General features: G+C 64.8%; 15 protein-coding genes. 5 read left to right on the top strand and 10 right to left on the bottom strand.

The features are described 5' to 3' along the window. Window positions 1-223 precede the first annotated feature (223 nt). A complete protein-coding gene (locus N2605_RS14855; protein ID WP_260347156.1) occupies window positions 224-1,231 on the top strand; it encodes a M23 family metallopeptidase in 1,008 nt (335 codons plus the stop codon). 4 nt (window positions 1,232-1,235) lie between these two features. Here N2605_RS14855 and N2605_RS14860 read toward each other — a convergent pair whose 3' ends face one another. From N2605_RS14860 to N2605_RS14875, 4 genes are read right to left on the bottom strand one after another with little or no spacing between them, the layout of a single operon-like run. Next, window positions 1,236-1,487 carry a hypothetical protein gene (locus tag N2605_RS14860; RefSeq protein ID WP_260347157.1) on the bottom strand — a complete coding sequence of 84 codons (252 nt, stop codon included), beginning with the start codon at window positions 1,485-1,487 and terminating at the stop codon, window positions 1,236-1,238. Beyond that, window positions 1,484-1,918: a hypothetical protein gene (locus N2605_RS14865; RefSeq protein ID WP_225114144.1), complete on the bottom strand. Its 435-nt coding sequence runs from the start codon at window positions 1,916-1,918 to the stop codon at window positions 1,484-1,486. Before N2605_RS14865 ends, N2605_RS14860 begins: the two co-directional genes overlap by 4 nt. Continuing rightward, window positions 1,915-2,487, bottom strand: coding sequence for an SEL1-like repeat protein (locus tag N2605_RS14870; protein WP_225114143.1), 573 nt, complete (start codon window positions 2,485-2,487; stop codon window positions 1,915-1,917). The genes N2605_RS14865 and N2605_RS14870 overlap by 4 nt, the downstream gene beginning before the upstream one ends. A 12-nt stretch (window positions 2,488-2,499) precedes the next feature. Continuing rightward, window positions 2,500-3,972, bottom strand: coding sequence for a protein adenylyltransferase SelO (locus N2605_RS14875; RefSeq protein ID WP_260347158.1), 1,473 nt, complete (start codon window positions 3,970-3,972; stop codon window positions 2,500-2,502). Between the two features lie 197 nt (window positions 3,973-4,169). On the opposite strand from N2605_RS14875, the gene aspS reads away from it, so the two are divergent. Both aspS and N2605_RS14885 read left to right on the top strand, forming a co-directional pair. Next, entirely contained in the window at window positions 4,170-5,942 is a 1,773-nt protein-coding gene (aspS, locus tag N2605_RS14880; protein ID WP_260347159.1) for an aspartate--tRNA ligase, read from the top strand. 169 nt (window positions 5,943-6,111) lie between these two features. After that, window positions 6,112-6,267: a hypothetical protein gene (locus N2605_RS14885; protein WP_158284410.1), complete on the top strand. Its 156-nt coding sequence runs from the start codon at window positions 6,112-6,114 to the stop codon at window positions 6,265-6,267. 44 nt (window positions 6,268-6,311) lie between these two features. Here the strand turns inward: N2605_RS14885 and N2605_RS14890 are convergent, their stop codons facing one another. Continuing rightward, the gene (locus tag N2605_RS14890; RefSeq protein ID WP_225125659.1) at window positions 6,312-8,276 is read right to left on the bottom strand and encodes a hypothetical protein; all 1,965 of its coding nucleotides are present in this window, start codon (window positions 8,274-8,276) and stop codon (window positions 6,312-6,314) included. A gap of 239 nt (window positions 8,277-8,515) precedes the next feature. Here N2605_RS14890 and N2605_RS14895 point away from each other — a divergent pair, with 239 nt between their 5' ends. Together N2605_RS14895 and N2605_RS14900 are read left to right on the top strand one after the other, a co-directional pair. Then, window positions 8,516-10,825, top strand: coding sequence for an NADP-dependent malic enzyme (locus tag N2605_RS14895; protein ID WP_036022760.1), 2,310 nt, complete (start codon window positions 8,516-8,518; stop codon window positions 10,823-10,825). Between the two features lie 352 nt (window positions 10,826-11,177). Then, window positions 11,178-11,630, top strand: a complete 453-nt coding sequence (locus tag N2605_RS14900; RefSeq protein WP_036000486.1) for a DoxX family membrane protein — start codon at window positions 11,178-11,180, stop codon at window positions 11,628-11,630. 3 nt (window positions 11,631-11,633) lie between these two features. Here N2605_RS14900 and N2605_RS14905 read toward each other — a convergent pair whose 3' ends face one another. From N2605_RS14905 to N2605_RS14925, 5 genes are all read right to left on the bottom strand, one after another. Beyond that, the gene (locus N2605_RS14905) at window positions 11,634-12,749 is read right to left on the bottom strand and encodes a helix-turn-helix domain-containing protein (protein WP_260347160.1); all 1,116 of its coding nucleotides are present in this window, start codon (window positions 12,747-12,749) and stop codon (window positions 11,634-11,636) included. Window positions 12,750-13,039: 290 nt separating this feature from the next. Beyond that, window positions 13,040-13,591: a dihydrofolate reductase family protein gene (locus tag N2605_RS14910; RefSeq protein WP_260347161.1), complete on the bottom strand. Its 552-nt coding sequence runs from the start codon at window positions 13,589-13,591 to the stop codon at window positions 13,040-13,042. Window positions 13,592-13,600: 9 nt separating this feature from the next. Next, complete coding sequence (locus N2605_RS14915; protein WP_036033905.1) at window positions 13,601-14,620, bottom strand: polysaccharide deacetylase family protein; 1,020 nt, start codon at window positions 14,618-14,620, stop codon at window positions 13,601-13,603. A 179-nt stretch (window positions 14,621-14,799) separates the two neighbouring features. Next, window positions 14,800-15,369 (bottom strand): glutathione peroxidase, encoded by a 570-nt coding sequence (locus tag N2605_RS14920; protein ID WP_036022762.1) that lies wholly within the window; start codon window positions 15,367-15,369, stop codon window positions 14,800-14,802. 89 nt (window positions 15,370-15,458) lie between these two features. Further along, window positions 15,459-16,982: a L,D-transpeptidase gene (locus N2605_RS14925; RefSeq protein ID WP_225114137.1), complete on the bottom strand. Its 1,524-nt coding sequence runs from the start codon at window positions 16,980-16,982 to the stop codon at window positions 15,459-15,461. Between the last annotated feature and the right edge of the window lie 197 nt (window positions 16,983-17,179).

The following is a 17,179-nucleotide window of genomic DNA, read 5'->3' on the forward strand; positions in this document are numbered from 1 at the left end:
ATCTGCGCCTCCGGCAAGACGGCGCTGTCAGCCCGTTAGAGCGCGTGTGTTTCAGTTTGATGACAGCGGTTCCCGCGGCCTGCTGAAGATGTGGACACGCCTCCGGGGGCAGATGCGACGCGGACGGCGCCTCACGATTGCGCTGCAGTGGAGAAGCTACCTTGCCGTGAAGATGCGGTCATGGTTTGCTGGTCCAAGCCTCATTGCATCACGAGTTTCCCCAATGCCGCCGCGAGTCTTCCGCAAGCTGGGATTGCTTGCTCTCTCCGTCCTGCTTGCCGTGTTGAGCACCGGTCCGCGTGCGACCGCGGCCGAGTTCAACTTCGCCCGCTACAAGGAGACCGATCTCGACGAATTCCTGGCGCGCCGGCGGCCCGCCACCGGCATGGACGTCTACCCAATGTCGCCCCTGAAGCTCGATGTCACGCTGGCCTCTCACGGCGAGCCGTGTGCCAACGGAGCGCTCAAGCGGTCTCTGATCATGAGCGGCATGCCCAAGCAGGATGCCGACAGCCTGCAGGCGACCAACTGCATCACGGTGCGCTCCGCCAAGGGGCGCGAGCTCAAGGTCTTCATGCAGGACGTGGTTTACGGGTTTCTCCTGAACGAGGTGCCGGTCGGCGGCAAGCTCTCGCTTTATGCGATCCATGCCTTCACCTCGCCAGACGGGCCGGGACTGCTGGTTAACGAATTCCTGCCCCCGCGCAGCTTTCCACGTGCCGACAAGCCGGCGGACACGACGATGACATCCTGCGGATGCTGGACCCACGACGAGCATCCCGGTGTCGATTTCACCGCCGACAAGCCGGGCGCTCCGGTGGCAGCGATGGCGGACGGCGTTATCGTCAAGATCGAGACCGGCGAGCAGGCGCCGGCCGATTTTCCCGGGATCGGCGGCTGCGGCCGATACGTCGTGCTCAAGCACACCTATCCCAATGGCGGCATCGTCTACACGCGCTACGTCCAGCTCGGCCGCGTGGTCGGTCCGAAAGGCGAGACACTTAGGGTGGGAGCGACCGTCAAAGCGAAGGACACGATCGGCGAGATCGGCCCGAGCAAGGTGCTGCATTTCGAGCTTCGCCCCGTCGCTCCCGGCAACACGACGACGGACAAGGCCTGGAGCGAACGCTACGGCAAGATGCCGGACATGGAGTGGTCACGCTACGAGACCGTCGATCCCCAGAAGTTCGACGTGGCATCGTTCGGCGGCGTCAGGAAGGCGACGAAGTAGGGGGTTAACGATCGATCGTGCGCAAACTCTCGATTTCGGCGATCAGTCTTGGAATGTCCTGCCGCGCGTGAGCGATGAAGTCCTGATCGGCTTCCGTTGCGCCGGTGAGGTAAATATCCTCGCCTTCGGTCTGGATGAAGTCAGATCCGCTGATATTCTCGCGCGTCTCGATGAACGATTTCCACGGACCGGCGGTAGCCTGTTCGCATCGCGCTTTGATCGCCTCGATCTCGTCGGCAGTGAGTGGATCATTCATGTCGGCGACTCTCCGTTGCCCGCTCGATCTCGCTTCGCAACATGGTCGGCCCACCAGCGGATCCAATCGCGCGCATAGGCCCTGTCGACCGGCGTGATCCAGTCGGCATCCTGGAGTGACAGCTGGAAAGCCTCCAACACTTCGCCGACAAATGGTTTGACATCGATCTCCGCGATATCTTGCGCATCAACCTCGACCACAGGGCCCTTTGCGCCGAGGTGCTCGACTGCATGCGCGTGCTCGGTCAGAAAGAGGGGCCGCCCGGATTCCAGCCTCACGAACATCGAGGCGGCCCAGCCGAGGCCGTCGTCCTGATAATGGATCAACGTGAAGCCGAAGCGTTTTGCGAGGTCTGCGATCCGAATTGCGAGGGAGCAGAGCGGCATTTCGGGTCCGGAGAACCGAAAGTCGTCCGGGAGTTGCGTGATCACGACCGATCGCTCTCAGTTCGCTGGACCAGAGTGACCGAGTGGGCGGACGCATTGCTGCCGGAGATCTCGCGTTTGCGCCGCGTTTGCTCGATGTGTCGATAGAGCCTCTGCAATTGATCGGCGGCTTCAACGCTACCTTGCTGGATTGCATGTTTGAGCCAGCGGACGGCCTCGTCCTGATTGGCCTCAACGGACAGCGTGCCCATCCCGTATTTGATGGCCAGCGCGGTCGTGTAAACCGGTCCGGCTCCGAGTTCGACCGCTTTCAGCAGGTGATCGAAGCACCGCCTGTCCTTCTCGAGATAGGGGAGGTTGCCGAGCCTTCGGTCATACGCGCTACTCAATTCGAGATGCGTTTCGACGTCTGCGGGGGCCATGGTAGTTTCGACCTCATCGATCAGACGATCGACCTCATCACGCACGAGGCCTGCATTCTCGCCCATCTTCGCGAGAATCACGCGTGCGGACATGTTGCCTTCCTCGATCGCTTGGCGAACCAGCGTGAGCGCTTCCGAATAGCGTCGGGCAACAAGTAGTTCCGCCACTTCGAGGCGCCATTCGGGATGCATATTCCGCTTGCCTCACGTCCCGCAGAACGTCTGCAACACGCGCTGATCCGGCAGCGGCGGATCGGCGTAGGCCGCATACTCCGGCTGGTCGTCGAACGGCCTCGCCAGCACCTGCACCAGCTCCTCGAACGGCGCGTAATCGTCGTCGTTCACCGCGGCCTGGATCACGGCCTCGACGCGGTGGTTGCGCGGGATGAAGAGCGGGTTGACCGCGTGCATGGCGGCCTGGCGCTCGGCGGCGGTTTGCGGCTCCAGCGCGATGCGTGCGCGCCAGCGGCCGGCCCATTCGTCGAACGCTGCGGGCTCCATGAACTGGCCGCGCACGTCCGCAGCCTCATCGCCAGTGGCCTCGCCGAGCTTGCGGAAGGTGAGGGTGAAGTCGGACTGGTTCTTGGCCATGGCGTCGAGCAGGTCCTGGATCAGCGCATCGTCGCCGTCGCGCTCCGTGAACAGGCCGACCTTCCGGCGCAAGCCGGCCTGATAGGCCGCGCTGAACTGGTCGGAGAACGCGCCGAGAATGTCCTGGGCTTCGGCGACGGCCTTCTCCTGGTCGTCCGAAAATAGCGGCAGCAGGCATTCGGCAAGCCGCGTCAAATTCCACAAGCCGATGCGCGGCTGGTTGGCATAGGCGTAGCGGCCCATCTCGTCGATCGAGGAGAACACCTGGGCAGGATTGTAGGAATCCATGAACGCGCAGGGGCCGTAATCGATGGTCTCGCCCGAGATCGAGCTGTTGTCGGTGTTCATCACGCCGTGAATGAAGCCGACCAGCAGCCAGCGCGCGATCAGCTCGGCCTGGCGCGCGACCACAGCGGCGAGCAGCGCGTGATACGGCCGCTCGGCGTGGAGCAGGTCCGGATAATGGCGCGCGATGACGTGATCGGCGAGCCGGCGGATCGCCTCGGTGTCGCGGCGGACGGCGAAGAACTGGAAGGTGCCGACGCGGATGTGGCTGGAGGCGACGCGGGTCAGCACCGCGCCGGGCAACGCGGTCTCGCGGATGACGTGCTCGCCGGTGACGACCGCGGCGAGCGAGCGCGTGGTCGGGATGCCCAGCGCAAACATGGCCTCGCTGACGATGTATTCGCGCAAGACCGGGCCGAGCGCTGCGCGGCCGTCGCCGCGGCGGGAAAATGGGGTGGGGCCGCTTCCCTTGAGCTGGATGTCGCGGCGGACGCCGTCTTTGTCGATGACCTCGCCGAGCAGGATGGCACGGCCGTCGCCGAGCTGCGGCACGAAATGCCCGAACTGGTGCCCGGCATAGGCCATGGCGATGGGATCAGCTCCGGCGGGAACCGTCTTGCCGGCCAGGATCTCGGCGCCATCAGGGGTCTCCAGCACATCAGGATCAAGCCCGAGCTGGACCGCCAGCGGCCGGTTCAGCTTGATCAGCCGGGGGGCGGCGACGGGGGTCGGCGCGACGCGAGCGAAGAAGTTGTCCGGCAGCGCCGAATAGGAGTTCTGGAAGGGGAAATGCACCGTCATGACCTCAAGATAGGGCTGGAACGTCAATCGGCAAAGGTTCGTCCCCGGATAAGCCAAAAATGGGCATCTGAGGTCCAAATCCGGCCGTTCCCTTGGTTGCCGCCCCCGTCCTGCCGGGGTAAACCCTGCCGCAACTTCGGACCGGCCATCACGGGCCGTTCGATTCGCTTCCTTCAGACATTGATTTTGGGACGACCATGCATCGCTACCGGTCACATACATGCGGCGCGCTCCGCGAGAGCAATATCGGCGAGACCATCCGCCTCTCCGGCTGGGTCCATCGCGTCCGCGACCATGGCGGCGTGCTGTTCATCGACCTGCGCGACCATTACGGCCTGACCCAGTGCGTGGTCGACCCGGACTCGCCGGCGTTCTCGCTGGCCGAAAAGCTGCGCTCGGAATTCGTGGTCAAGATGGACGGCAAGGTCCGCCGCCGCCCCGAGGGCACCGACAATGACGATCTGCCGACCGGCAAGGTCGAGGTCTACATCAGCGAGATCGAAGTGCTGGGCCCGGCCGGCGACCTGCCGCTGCCGGTGTTCGGCGACCAGGAATATCCCGAAGACATCCGCCTCAAGTATCGCTTCCTGGATCTGCGTCGCGAGAAGCTGCACCAGAACATCATGACGCGCGTCGAGATCATCAAGTCGATGCGCCGGCGCATGGAGGGGCAGGGCTTCTTCGAGTTCAACACGCCGATCCTGACCGCGTCCTCGCCGGAAGGAGCGCGCGACTTCCTCGTCCCGTCGCGCATCCATCCCGGCAAGTTCTACGCGCTGCCGCAGGCGCCGCAGCAGTACAAGCAGCTGCTGATGATGTCGGGCTTCGACCGCTACTTCCAGATCGCGCCCTGCTTCCGCGACGAGGACCCGCGCGCCGACCGTCTGCCCGGTGAGTTCTACCAGCTCGACGTCGAGATGAGCTTTGTGACGCAGGAAGACGTCTTCGCGGCGATGGAGCCTGTGATCACGGGCGTCTTTGAAGAGTTTGCCAAGGGGAAGCCGGTGACCAAGGGCTGGCGCCGGATTCCGTTCGCCGAGGCGTTGCGCAAGTACGGCAGCGACAAGCCGGACCTGCGCAATCCCATCGAGATGCAGGACGTCTCCGAGCATTTCCGCGGCTCCGGCTTCAAGGTGTTCGCGCGCATGCTCGAAGATCCCAAGAACCAGGTCTGGGCGATCCCGGCACCGGGCGGCGGCAGCCGCGCCTTCTGTGACCGCATGAACTCGTGGGCGCAAGGCGAGGGCCAGCCCGGCCTCGGCTACATCATGTGGCGCGAGGGCGGCGAGGGCGCCGGTCCCCTCGCCAACAACATCGGGCCCGAGCGCACCGCCGCGATCCGCGCACAGCTCGGCGTCAAGGAAGGCGATGCCGCCTTCTTCGTCGCTGGCGATCCCGACAAGTTCTGGAAGTTCTCAGGTCTTGCCCGCACCAAGGTCGGCGAGGAATTGAACCTCACCGACAAGGAGCGGTTCGAGCTCGCCTGGATTGTCGACTTCCCGATGTACGAGTATAACGAGGACGACAAGAAGGTCGACTTCTCGCACAACCCGTTCTCGATGCCGCAGGGCGGCCTCGATGCGCTGAAGTCGCAGGATCCGCTGACCATCAAGGCGTTCCAGTACGACATCACCTGTAACGGCTACGAGATCGCCTCGGGCGGCATCCGCAACCACGTGCCGGAAGCCATGGTGAAGGCGTTCGAGATCGCAGGTTACGGCGAGCAGGAAGTGGTCGACCGCTTCGGCGGCATGTACCGCGCCTTCCAGTACGGCGCGCCGCCGCATGGCGGTATGGCCGCCGGCGTCGACCGCATCGTGATGCTGCTCTGTGGCACCACGAATCTACGGGAGATCTCGCTGTTCCCGATGAACCAGCAGGCCATGGACCTCCTGATGGGCGCCCCGTCGGAAGCCACCACGAAACAGCTCCGCGAGCTGCATGTGCGGGTCAACCTGCCGCAGAAGTGAATTTGACGGTTTCTAGTCTGGTGCCCCGGACGCAGCGCGGCACGCGAGTGATGCGCTGCTGAGCTGGGGCCCAAGAATTCCGGTGAACTTGCTCTTTTTGTCTTCGTCGTGTTCAAGTTGACGTTAATCGTGAGATCGATCTAAGGTCGCGTCGTGGACGGAGAGCTCAATGAGCAACAGTCGCGTCGCCGCCCTAGTCTTGGCAGTGATTGCGCTGCTTATCGCCGGCATGATGCTCGACTTTTACTGGGACTGCCGCCTCCTGAAGGGGGGAACGATGAAAGACTGCATGCCCGGTCGCCCCGGACCGACGGGACTTCACTGACGACACGAGTTGAAGCCCTCCCGAGCCGCATCCGGGAGATCGAACTACAGCCCCGTCGAGGCCTCGATCCTGAACTGCGCCAGCGCGCTCTGCGGGTCGGTTTGCGAGAGCTGCATCAATTGCATCAACGGCACCTTGGCGCGGGGCGTCAGTTTGATGGTCAGCGTCTGCCCCGGCGCTTCCACGAATCCGGCGAGCGCGTCGACCGCGCCCCTGGCATCGCTATTGGTCCCTGCGATCTTCTCGCCTTGCGCCCTGATCATCGCGACGATGGCGCTGCGGGCAGCATCGCGGCTGACATTCTGCATGCGTGCGAACTGCGCCACGACGAGATCGACCACGCCGCCGTCACGCAGCGAGGCCTCAAGCGCGCCGGTTTCGACCAGCGCTGCCTGACCCATCGCCTGCGCCGGGTCGGTCGTGAACAGGCCGCGCGGCACATTGACGAGCGCGACGCGGGTCTGCAGCCTGGCGAGGTTGCCGAGATCGAGCGTAGCGGGGGCGAGCGCGAACGCGCCCGACGATTCCGTCCAGGCCGCGCCGAGATCCAGATCGATCGCCAGCTTGTCCACGCCTGCCACGATCAGCGGCTGCAGCGCCGGATTGGCGGGATCGGTCGGCGCGACCATCTTCACGACCAGATTGACCTTGCTCGGGATCGGCCCGACGAACTCCCCCCAGTTCAGGCTGATCGTATCGATGGTGAAGAGCTGCCGCGTCGTCTTGTACGGCGAGACCACGCCCTTGATCTCGGCACCTTGGAGCACGCGGAATAGGCCGACCATCTGATCGGGCGAGGGCGGCCGTCCCGGCGTTTGGAGACTCGCCGCCCAGCGCATCAGATTTGCCACGCTGAAGGACTTCAACGCGAAGCGGTCCATCTTGAACTGGCCCTGCGGCATCGGGATGTCGAGGCCCTCCAGCGTTATTCTGTCCTGATCGTATTTGACCGCGTCGAGCCGTCCCGTCCCTTGCGGCGTCTCGGCCGTTTGCCGGCCAATTTCGGCCTTGCCGATCTGGAAGCCGTCGAAGAGGTCGGCCACCTTCTCGATCATGTCACGCGACTGTGCCGGCGTTGGGATCGAGCCGTCGGCCGGCACCAGCGCGATGATCTCGGCCGGCCGGAATTTCGAGGGCCGGATGGCAATGTCGTCGAAGGTGAACCCGTCCACCTGCATGCGCATGCCGGGAGCCGCCGTCACGACATAGGAGTTGACCGAGATGCGCCGATAGATCCTGTGAAAATTGTCGTCGTTCGATCCTTGCGGATCGAGCGCAGCCCTCACGGCGGTTGGGTCGAATTCGTAGATGGCCAGGCCGGACAATTCGCCGGTCATCTTCGCGGGCCTGCCCGGCTGGGTCAGGTCGACCGTAAGGGCGACGCGGTCCATCTTCGCCGTTTCGATCTTGCCCCGGTTGACGTTCTGGATGGACACGCCCGAATAGACATAATCACCGCCGCCGGCATTGCCGCCCGCATCGACGTTGACCTCGAGGGTCGGCACCGCGATCTCCGACGCCGAGATGTTCGCGTATTGCGCGAGGATGAAGCGGTACATGTCGATAATCGAGCCGGTCACCGGCGTGCCCTCTGCGCGGGTCGGGCCGGAAAAATTGCGCGCGGTGATCTGCGGGAGCTTGTAGTTCGCCTTCACGGTGATCCGCTCGGTGGATGTAAAGCCGACCTCGACGCCCGACGCCTCGATGCTGTCGGCCGAGAAACGAGCCTCGTCCGGCTGGCGCACACCGACGGCCGTGATCTTGGCGACCTTCAAGGTGGCGAGCTGCGCCTGGGCAGGCTCGACTTTGATGTCCTCCACCGTCAGCGTCCGGGTCGCGAGCTCGAACCCGATCTTGCCATGGCTCGCCTTGCCCCCACCCGAGCGGATCTGCGCGAACACCGCCTCGACCTCGGCGGTCGCCCGGTTCTGCACATACAGATTGAAGCCGAACCATCCGCCCGCGGCGAGCACCGCTGCCACGACGAGGCCGATCAGGATTCGCTTCATTCCCAGCTCCGATTGCCGATTTTGGATCGCGCAACCTGCCATATTCGCGAAACGCCGCGCGGTCCAGAGAAAGCTATGGTTTCAAATATTTGACGGCGCGCCCTGTTGACGGGGATGCAATCGGATGTTGCCACCGGGCCTTCGGCCGTGCTTCATCCCGTTTCCATGACCCGGAAATACGGTCCGCTTGGGCCGTCGAATCGCATTTTTGAGGCCGGTAACGCGAGGCGAGACACCGCATGTCGTCCTATTCTGATGATCTCCACCAGGCGGCGCTCGCCTACCACCGTCTGCCGCGCCCTGGAAAGCTCGAGATCCAGGCAAGCAAGCCGCTTGCCAACCAGCGCGACCTTGCGCTGGCCTATTCGCCAGGCGTCGCCGCGGCCTGCACCGAGATCGCCAAGAACCCGGCCGAGGCGGCCACGCTCACCACGCGCGCCAATCTGGTTGCCGTGGTCTCCAACGGCACCGCGGTGCTCGGCCTCGGCAATATCGGTCCGCTGGCCTCCAAGCCGGTGATGGAAGGCAAGGCGGTCCTGTTCAAGAAATTCGCCGGCATCGACGTGTTCGACATCGAGATCGCCGCCGACACCATCGACCGTGTGGTCGAGACCGTGGCCGCGCTGGAGCCGACCTTCGGCGGCATCAATCTGGAGGACATCCGCGGACCGGAATGCTTCGAGATCGAAGCGCGCTTGAAGGAGCGCATGAAGATTCCGGTCTTCCACGACGACCAGCACGGCACTGCGATCATCGTCGCCGCCGCCATCACCAATGGCCTCAGGCTGAACGGCAAGAAGCTGTCCGAGGTCAAGATCGTCGCGTCGGGGGCAGGGGCCGCGGCGATCGCGACACTCAATCTCCTGGTCTCGATGGGCGCGCAGCGCAAGAACATCTGGGTCTGCGACATCGACGGCCTCGTGCACGAGGGCCGCAACACCTCGATGGACCGCTGGAAGGCGGTCTATGCGCAGAAGACCGACAAGCGCACGCTCGCCGACGTGATCGGCGGCGCCGACATCTTCATCGGACTCTCGGCACCCGGCGTGCTCAAGCCGGAGATGGCCAAGGCGATGGGCGACAAGCCCCTGATCATGGCGCTCGCCAATCCGGTGCCGGAAATCATGCCGGAAGAGGCGCGCAAGGCGCGCCCCGACGCCATGATCTGCACCGGCCGTTCCGACTACCCGAACCAGGTCAACAACGTCCTCTGCTTTCCCTTCATCTTCCGAGGGGCGCTCGATGTCGGCGCCACCGCGATCAACGAGGAGATGAAGCAGGCCGCCGTCGAGGCCATCGCGCAGCTCGCGCGCGAGGCGCCGTCGGATGCCGTCGCGCAGGGTTTCGACACCGGCGAGACGCAGGGCTTCGGTCCGGGCTCGCTGATCCCGAGCCCCTTTGATCCCAGGTTGATCTTGCGCATCGCGCCGGCCGTGGCGAAGGCGGCGATGGAATCGGGCGTCGCAACGCGCCCCATCACCAATTTCGACGAATACACCGCGCTGCTCGAGCGCTTCGCCTTCCGCTCCGGCCTCGTCATGAAGCCGATGTTCGCCAAGGCCAAGACCCAGCCGGTGCGCGTGATCTATGCCGAAGGCGAGGACGAGCGCGTGCTGCGCGCCACGCAAGTCGTGCTGGAGGAAAAGCTGGCTCGGCCGATCCTGGTCGGCCGTCCGTCGGTCGTGGAGGCGCGCATCAAGCGCTTCGGCCTCTCGATCCGGGCCGGCAAGGATTTCGACCTCGTCAATCCCGAGGACGATCCGCGCTACCGCTCCTACGTGCAGTCCTATGTCGAGGTCGCCGGTCGCCGCGGCGTGACGCCGGATGCAGCCCGCACCGTGGTGCGCACCAACAATACGGTGATCGCCGCGCTCGCGGTGACGCGCGGGGAAGCAGACGCCATGCTCTGCGGCGTCGAGGGCCGCTACATGAGCCATCTGCGCCATGTCCGCGAGATCGTCGGCTTCTCGCCTGGAATCAGCGACTATGCGGCGCTGGCGCTATTGATCACCAGCAAAGGCGCCTTCTTCATCGCCGACACGCAAGTTCGCCCCAATCCGAGCGCGGAGGAGCTTGCCGAGATCGCATCGCTCGCCGCGGTCCACGTCCAGCGCTTCAACATCAAGCCGAAGATCGCCTTCGTCTCGCATTCGGATTTCGGCAGCTACGACACCGATTCCTCGCGCAAGATGCGGCTGGCGACCCAGCTTCTGAAGGACAAGCATCCGGAGATCGAGGCCGACGGCGAAATGCAGGGCGACACCGCGCTCTCCGCAGCTGCGCGAAGGATGGTGCTGCCGCATTCCAAGCTGGAGGGCGAGGCCAACATCCTGATCATGCCGACCCTGGATACTGCCAACGTCGCCTATCAGATGATCAAGTCGCTGGCGGACGCGCTGCCCGTCGGCCCGATCCTGGTCGGCCCCGCGCGCCCCGCGCATATCCTCACCCCCTCGGTGACGGCACGCGGCATCCTCAACATGACCGCAGTCGCCGTGGTGGAAGCGCAGGAACGCGCCTCGCGGCAGCAGCCGACGTTGTTTACGTAAGGCACCGCTGTCGCGCCGCTGGAGGTGCAATCCTTCTCCCCTTGTGGGAGAAGGTGGCATAGGCGGCCTTCGGCCGCCGTTCTTAGCGACGCCGAAGCGAAGCTTCGGCCGTGGCGCCGGATGAGGGGTTGTTTCCGCGAGTCGGGATCTCGCGAGTTGCTCGTGCCGATAGATACCCCTCATCCGTCTCGCCGCTTCGCGGCGAGCCACCTTCTCCCACAAGGGGGAGAAGGGAAGAGACCGGCACTTTTGAATTCCTATCAGTTCGCCATTTCCCCGTTTGTAAACCGGCGCACGACTCTCCATAATCTCCTCAAGCGTTCTGCGCTCTGAGCTTGCCAAGAGGCCGATCATGCCAGCGTTCGTGACTTTCGGGCGAATCCTGTTCGCCGTGCTGTTCATCTACACGGGCGCGACCAAGCTGTTTGCCATCCAGGCCACCGCCGACGTCATCGCCACCAAGCTCGTGGTGCCCGATGTCGTCGCGCCTTATGCCCAGCAGGTCGAGACGGCGACCGCCATGACCACGCCGCAGCTCTTGGCGATCGCGATCGGCGGGCTCGAGATCATTGCAGGGCTGATGATCGCGCTGAATTTCGGCGCGCGTTTCTTCGCGATGCTGCTGATCGTCTACGTCGCCGTCGCGACCGTCCTGTTCTACGATTTCTGGAACATGGCGGCGCCCGACAACGCCAAGATGCTGGTCGACGCGCTCAAGAACCTCTCGATCATCGGCGCGCTCTGCATGATCATCGGCTATGGCCGCACCACGCGTCCGGCCGAGGCGGCCTACGGCGACGTCTAGCGGTCACTCCGCTCTCGGCGGCGCGATCTCGCGCATCCAGCGGGAAATCGTCGCGCTGCTCGCTCCATCGCTGCCGCGCTGCCGGCCGAGCAGGGCGGCCTCCCGTGCGGCGCGGGGCGTGATGCCGTAGGCGGCCTTGAACGAGCGCGTGAAGTGCGCGTCGGTGCCGAGCTGCCAGCGCCGTGCCACCTCGCTGATCCGGGGGCCCCGCGCGCCCGAATTGGCGAGGTCGAAGAAGGCGCGGTGCAGCCGGCGGCTGCGGATGTAGTCGGCGATGCCGCCGACCGGGGCGAACAGCCGGTACAGCGAGGCCCGGGACAGGCCGAAATGGGCGGCGATCGAATTGGCCGACAGATCCTCGCTGGCAAGGCCAGCCTCGATATATTGGCGGATCCGCATCAAGGACGGGCTTGCCGCGACGCCATGGTCGGCATCGGCCTCGCCCCGTTCGATTTCGTTGCGAAGGCACGCGGCCAGCAGCGACACCGTGCCCTCGACCACGGATTGGCATTCGTCGAGGCTCATGCGCGGGGCAAATTCGAACAGGGCGGTGAGATGCCCCGCCAGCAATCGCGCGATCACGCTGCTGCCCGGCAGCACCAGGCCATGCAAATCATCGACCCGCAAGAGATGGGCGGCGAACATCGGGCGCGGCACGACCAGCGTGACATTCTCGAACGCCGTCGCCTTGGTCTCCAGCGCCTGGGCGAGATCGAACAGGCAGATGTCGCCGGCGCGTACGCGCATCGGCCGTGTGCCGGCAACGCCGTCATAGCCGCCCTTCAGATAGAGCTGGAGGATGATGTGGTCGACGCCGCTGCGCGCGATCGTTTCGGCCGTCCGGCGGAAACGCTGGCCGCTGGCACGGCTCAGCCCGATCAGCACCGGTCCCATGGCGTAGGAGCTGAGGTCGGCGCGAAATGGGCCCGGTTCGGCGGCGGCGAGCTCGTCCACCTCGAACAGCGTGGCGACGGCTTCCCGCCACGCTGCGATGTTCGCCTCGGTCTCCATCTGATCGGCGCTGAAGCCGAATGCCGGCAGCAGGGACGATATCGGGGCGACATCGTCATTCAATCCGGAAGCGTCCGTCGGACTAGTCGTCGTGCAGTCGTCGCTCATTCTGGCCGTGGGTTAGTTTTTGCTCTTTTGTCTCAGTCTATTGATGCGGTGTGTCGCAGCCGTTGGCCCGTATTGACGCCGCGCCTCGGACGTTGGCTATAGCGCCACGACCGCCGTCGGGGCCGATTTTCGGGTCTCGGCAAATATGCTAGCCGGCTTTGCGCTGGCCGGCGGCGGGACCAATTTTAGCACGGCACACCAGCAATATGCGTAACGGTATGATGTTGCCGGTACTGTGCATGGGGTTGTTTTCCAGTTTGAGTCGGAGCGCCGCCGGCACGGCCGGCAGGCTACCCCCGCCGCCACGGGGTCACGGTCACTTCATGCGCCGCATCGAGGAGGTAGGGCGCACCCGGCCTCATCCCGTGCGCAGCCAGCACCTCGTGAGGCGTCCGCTGGGGCACGCCGACGAAGCAGCCCTCGCCGCCGGGCAGCCGCACATGCGGAGCCTCCGACAGCCAGAACGTGTCGTAGCGATCCATGAACAGGTCGAACACGACCGGTCCGCCGATGACGGCGACCATGCCGGAGGCGACGTCGGCGAAGGCGCAGGCCTGCTCGAAGCTCGCATGCTCAGGATTCCACAGCGTCGCGTTCGGCATCTCCGGATCGACGGTGAGGTCCCTGATCTTGCGGGTCAGGATCAGCCGCTTGCGGCTGGCCGAATTCGGCTGCTGCTCGTGCGAGTTGCGGCCGTGCACGATCAGCGCGGCGCGATCGAGCGCCTGCTCGAAGAACCGCTTGTCACCTTCGAATTTCAACGTCTCAGGCATGATGTGCGATGGATCGGCGAGCATGCCGTCCGCGGAGACGATGACGTAGCCTTCGATACGGAAAGACAAGTGCGACGGCTATTCGGAAACGGTGGTCACCACCGAATTGACCGGGCGCTGGCTCACCGTCGGCAGCTTGAGATCCTTGAGCAGCTCCTGGTCGTATTCCGGCAGCGTCGAGGCCGGGAACTTGGCGCGCATCGCTACCACCTTGTAGCCGCCCGCCTTCAGCCGCTTGAGCAGCTCGGGTAGGGCCTCCGCGGTGTGCTTCTGGAAGTCGTGCATCAGGATGATGCCCTTGCCCTTGGTGTCGAGCTTCTTCATCACGGTCTCGACGATCTTCTCGGGCTTGGAAGCCTTGAAGTCGAACGAGTCGATGTCGCAGGAGAAGCTCGCGACATTGCGGTTGCCGAGATAGGTGACCATCTCGGGCGGATGCTGCAGCGCCGGGAAGCGGAAGAACGGCGCGGGCGAGATGCCGCCGAGCGCCCACTTCACCGCCGCAAAGCCCTTCTCGATCTCGTCCTTGCGCTGCGCTTCGTTGAGCTTCTTGTTGTTGAGGTTGGCGTGCGACCAAGTGTGGGCGCCGACGGTGTGGCCGGCTGCGTAGACCTGCTTGAGGACCTCCGGCTCGTAGGTCGCGTGCTTGCCGATGATGAAGAAGATTCCGGTGGTGCATTCGTCCGCGAGCGCCTTCAGCACCGCGGGCGTGTTGCGCGGCCAGGGGCCATCGTCGAAGGTCAGCACGACCTCCTTGTCACGCAGGAAGTCGAGCTCCTTGAAGTGCTCGAAGCCGAAGCCGGGACCGCCCGTGGTGTCGATCTCGACGGTGCGGGCGACGCCGAGCGCGCCCGGCGTGTTGCAGGCCGCGCGGGCCGGCTGCGGCGGCTGTTTCGGCGGGGGCGGATTGACGAAGCCCGCTGGCGCCGCAGCCGCTGCTGCGGGCGCTGGAGCTGGGGACGTTGCAGCCGCTGGTGTTGCCGCCGGCGCGGCTTGCGGTGCGGCCGCGGGCTTCGCGGCCGGCGTCTGCGACCATGCGGCGCCGGAGAGCGCCACCGACATCGCACCTGCTAAAATCAGTCCTGCCGCCACGCGCATGGTGATGTCCCTCGAGATTGATCCCGTTGTTCCGCCGTGGCTTTTCGCCTGCGGCAAAAACCGTCCTGCCCAAAACAACCCTAGCCTAGATGGTGGGCCATCGCCATTGCAACGGCTGTTTGATGCCGCGTCGCAATTGTGCCCAGCCGGATGGCGTGCACTTGAGTCGTGCACGTGAGTCAAGTGTCGGCCAGGGCCCTTGCAATGGCGGTCTTGATCCGCGTGTCGGCCGGCTCGACGGCGGATGGAAATACCTCGGCGATATAGCCGTCGCGGCCGATCAGGTATTTGTGGAAGTTCCAGCGCGGAACTTCCTTCGGTCGGGCTTCCGCGGCCCATTTGTAGAAGGGATGCGCCCGCGCACCGACCACCGCAGCCTTGGCCGTAATCGGGAAGGTAACGCCATATTGGTGGTGTGCGGTCTGCGTGATCTCGCTGCTGCCACCGGGCTCCTGGCCGCCGAAATCGTTGGACGGCACGCCGATCACGGTGAGCCCGCGCCCGCGAAACTCGTTCCAGATTTCCTGCAGGCCGGCATATTGCGGCGTGTAGCCACAGAGCGAGGCCGTGTTCACCACCAGCAGCGGTTTGCCGGTGAACGTGGCGAGGCGGATGTCGTCGCCTGACAATGCGGGGAAGGAGAAGGCGTAGGCCGAGATCCGGCTCATGGCGCCATCAGCGAGGGCGCGCGTGACAGGCGCGAACGCGCCCGCAAGCGTGACGCTCAGCACGGTTCTGCGATTCATCATGACGGCGTCCCCCGAGATGATCCGAGGGCAGATTACTCCGCCACTGCGGCCTCGCGCGTCAACACCGCGTTATCGGTCCTGCGAGAGAGCTAGTACAGGCGGACGATGAAGTCGGTACCTTCGCCGGTCTCGCCCTGGTTGATGCCCTGGTCGGAGACGATGATCGAGCCGCCTGACGTCAGCATCTCGTTGATTTTCGCCATGGTCTCAGTGGGGACCGAGATGCGGTTGAGGGCTTCGGCTGGGCTGTCCGGCGTCACCACCGGTTTTGCGGCGACGGGGATCACGGCGGCACCGCGCTGGCGGCGCGCCACGCGGTTGTCGTCCTCGCGCGCCACGGAACGGGCGGACACGGGCAGCGACACCACCGACCAGTGCAGCGTGTTGGCATCGGCCTTGTCGAGCTCGGCGGTGAAGACATGCGTGCCGAGCGGCCGGTCGCTCGCGGCGATCGTGACAGGCACCTCGAACAGCGGCGCAAAATTCTGCCGCACATAGAGCTTGGAATCCTTGCGGCTGATGAAGACGGCAATCTGGCCGGCCCGCTTGGGTGTGTCCGGCTTTGCCGCCGGCGCAGGATCGGTGAGGCGGCCCTCGTCCTTCTTTGCATCGGGTGCGGTGGCGAGCGCCGGCGCATCGGGTGCCTTCGCGGCTTCCGTTTTGACCGGGTCGACCTTGTCGGCAGGCTTGTTCTCGGTCGCCGGCTTGGCGGCGTCTTCGGACGCAGGCTTGGCTGCTTCGGCCGTCTTGACCTCGTCGGCCGTCGCCGCGGCTTCTTCGCGCGCAGCCGCATGGCCGGTGGTCACGTCCGACAACACGGTGTGGCCGACCGAGGTGCGCAGCTCGACCACGCTGTCGGCGCTGGCCGTCTTGGTCTCGACCGGCTTGGCTTCGGTCGTGCCCTTATCGGCCTTGTCAGCGACATTGGTCTGCGGCGCGAGGCTCGCGGCGGGCTGCGGCGGCACGCGCATGGAGGCGAGCACGGGATGGGAGAAGCTTTGCGGCGACACCTGGCCGGGCGCCACGATCACGCGCGCGCCCATCCTGGTCCAGTTCCACATCTTCATCGCGAACGCCATGGGCATGCGGATGCAGCCATGCGAGGCCGGATAGCCCGGCAGCGCGCCAGCATGCATCGCGACGCCGGACCAGGTGATCCGCTGCATGTACGGCATCGGCGCGCCGCTATAGAGGTTGGAACGGTGGAATTTGTGCTTCTGGATGATGCTGAACACGCCCATCGGCGTCGAGTGGCCCTTCATGCCCGTCGACACCGGTGATTCCGCGAACACGCCGGCTTTGTCGTAGACCGTCATCTTCTGCCGGTCGATCGAGACGACGATGACGAGTGGCCCTTGCGGCTTGGTGCCGGCTTCCTTCTCGACAACGACGTCCTTCTTGCTTGCGGCGCCGCGCTTTTGCGGCTTCTGGCGCGGTATTTCGGGAAGCCGGTTCGGCCGGGCGTAGTAGGGCCGGTCGGAATAGTCCGTCCAGTAATAAAATGCTGCGTTTGCTTCGCTGGTTGCGCCGATCGCACCCGCCGCCGTCAACATGGCGACCTGCCACAGCCGTGCCGGCTTGGCAGGCGAACCCCACCCGTTCACGCTGTTCATCCTCGAATCCATTATCCAAATCAGACGTTAGTCTCGCAAAGGGGATACGCGTTCACCAGCAGCGCGGTTCTGCCATCAGCTACTTTTGTCCAAGGCGTAGCAAAAAAGCCTCACGGAGCGGTAAACGGCGGCCTGGTCCGCTCCTCTGCCGCCTTCCTGACCGCCGCTTGCGTTCCTACATTGCGGGGACTTGTTAG

The sequence above is a fragment of the Bradyrhizobium yuanmingense genome, from assembly GCF_025200905.1.
GTDB lineage: Bacteria > Pseudomonadota > Alphaproteobacteria > Rhizobiales > Xanthobacteraceae > Bradyrhizobium > Bradyrhizobium yuanmingense.

Excerpts from the sequence above, each read along its gene's own strand:
- N2605_RS14915 (WP_036033905.1), bottom strand. The coding sequence starts at position 14,620 with ATGCGCGTGGCGGCAGGACTGATTTTAGCAGGTGCGATGTCGGTGGCG.
- N2605_RS14895 (WP_036022760.1), top strand. The coding sequence starts at position 8,516 with ATGTCGTCCTATTCTGATGATCTCCACCAGGCGGCGCTCGCCTACCAC.
- N2605_RS14870 (WP_225114143.1), bottom strand. The coding sequence starts at position 2,487 with ATGCATCCCGAATGGCGCCTCGAAGTGGCGGAACTACTTGTTGCCCGA.
- N2605_RS14890 (WP_225125659.1), bottom strand. The coding sequence starts at position 8,276 with ATGAAGCGAATCCTGATCGGCCTCGTCGTGGCAGCGGTGCTCGCCGCG.
- aspS (WP_260347159.1), top strand. The coding sequence starts at position 4,170 with ATGCATCGCTACCGGTCACATACATGCGGCGCGCTCCGCGAGAGCAAT.
- N2605_RS14875 (WP_260347158.1), bottom strand. The coding sequence starts at position 3,972 with ATGACGGTGCATTTCCCCTTCCAGAACTCCTATTCGGCGCTGCCGGAC.
- N2605_RS14905 (WP_260347160.1), bottom strand. The coding sequence starts at position 12,749 with ATGAGCGACGACTGCACGACGACTAGTCCGACGGACGCTTCCGGATTG.
- N2605_RS14920 (WP_036022762.1), bottom strand. The coding sequence starts at position 15,369 with ATGATGAATCGCAGAACCGTGCTGAGCGTCACGCTTGCGGGCGCGTTC.
- N2605_RS14860 (WP_260347157.1), bottom strand. The coding sequence starts at position 1,487 with ATGAATGATCCACTCACTGCCGACGAGATCGAGGCGATCAAAGCGCGA.
- N2605_RS14925 (WP_225114137.1), bottom strand. The coding sequence starts at position 16,982 with ATGAACAGCGTGAACGGGTGGGGTTCGCCTGCCAAGCCGGCACGGCTG.
- N2605_RS14855 (WP_260347156.1), top strand. The coding sequence starts at position 224 with ATGCCGCCGCGAGTCTTCCGCAAGCTGGGATTGCTTGCTCTCTCCGTC.
- N2605_RS14885 (WP_158284410.1), top strand. The coding sequence starts at position 6,112 with ATGAGCAACAGTCGCGTCGCCGCCCTAGTCTTGGCAGTGATTGCGCTG.
- N2605_RS14900 (WP_036000486.1), top strand. The coding sequence starts at position 11,178 with ATGCCAGCGTTCGTGACTTTCGGGCGAATCCTGTTCGCCGTGCTGTTC.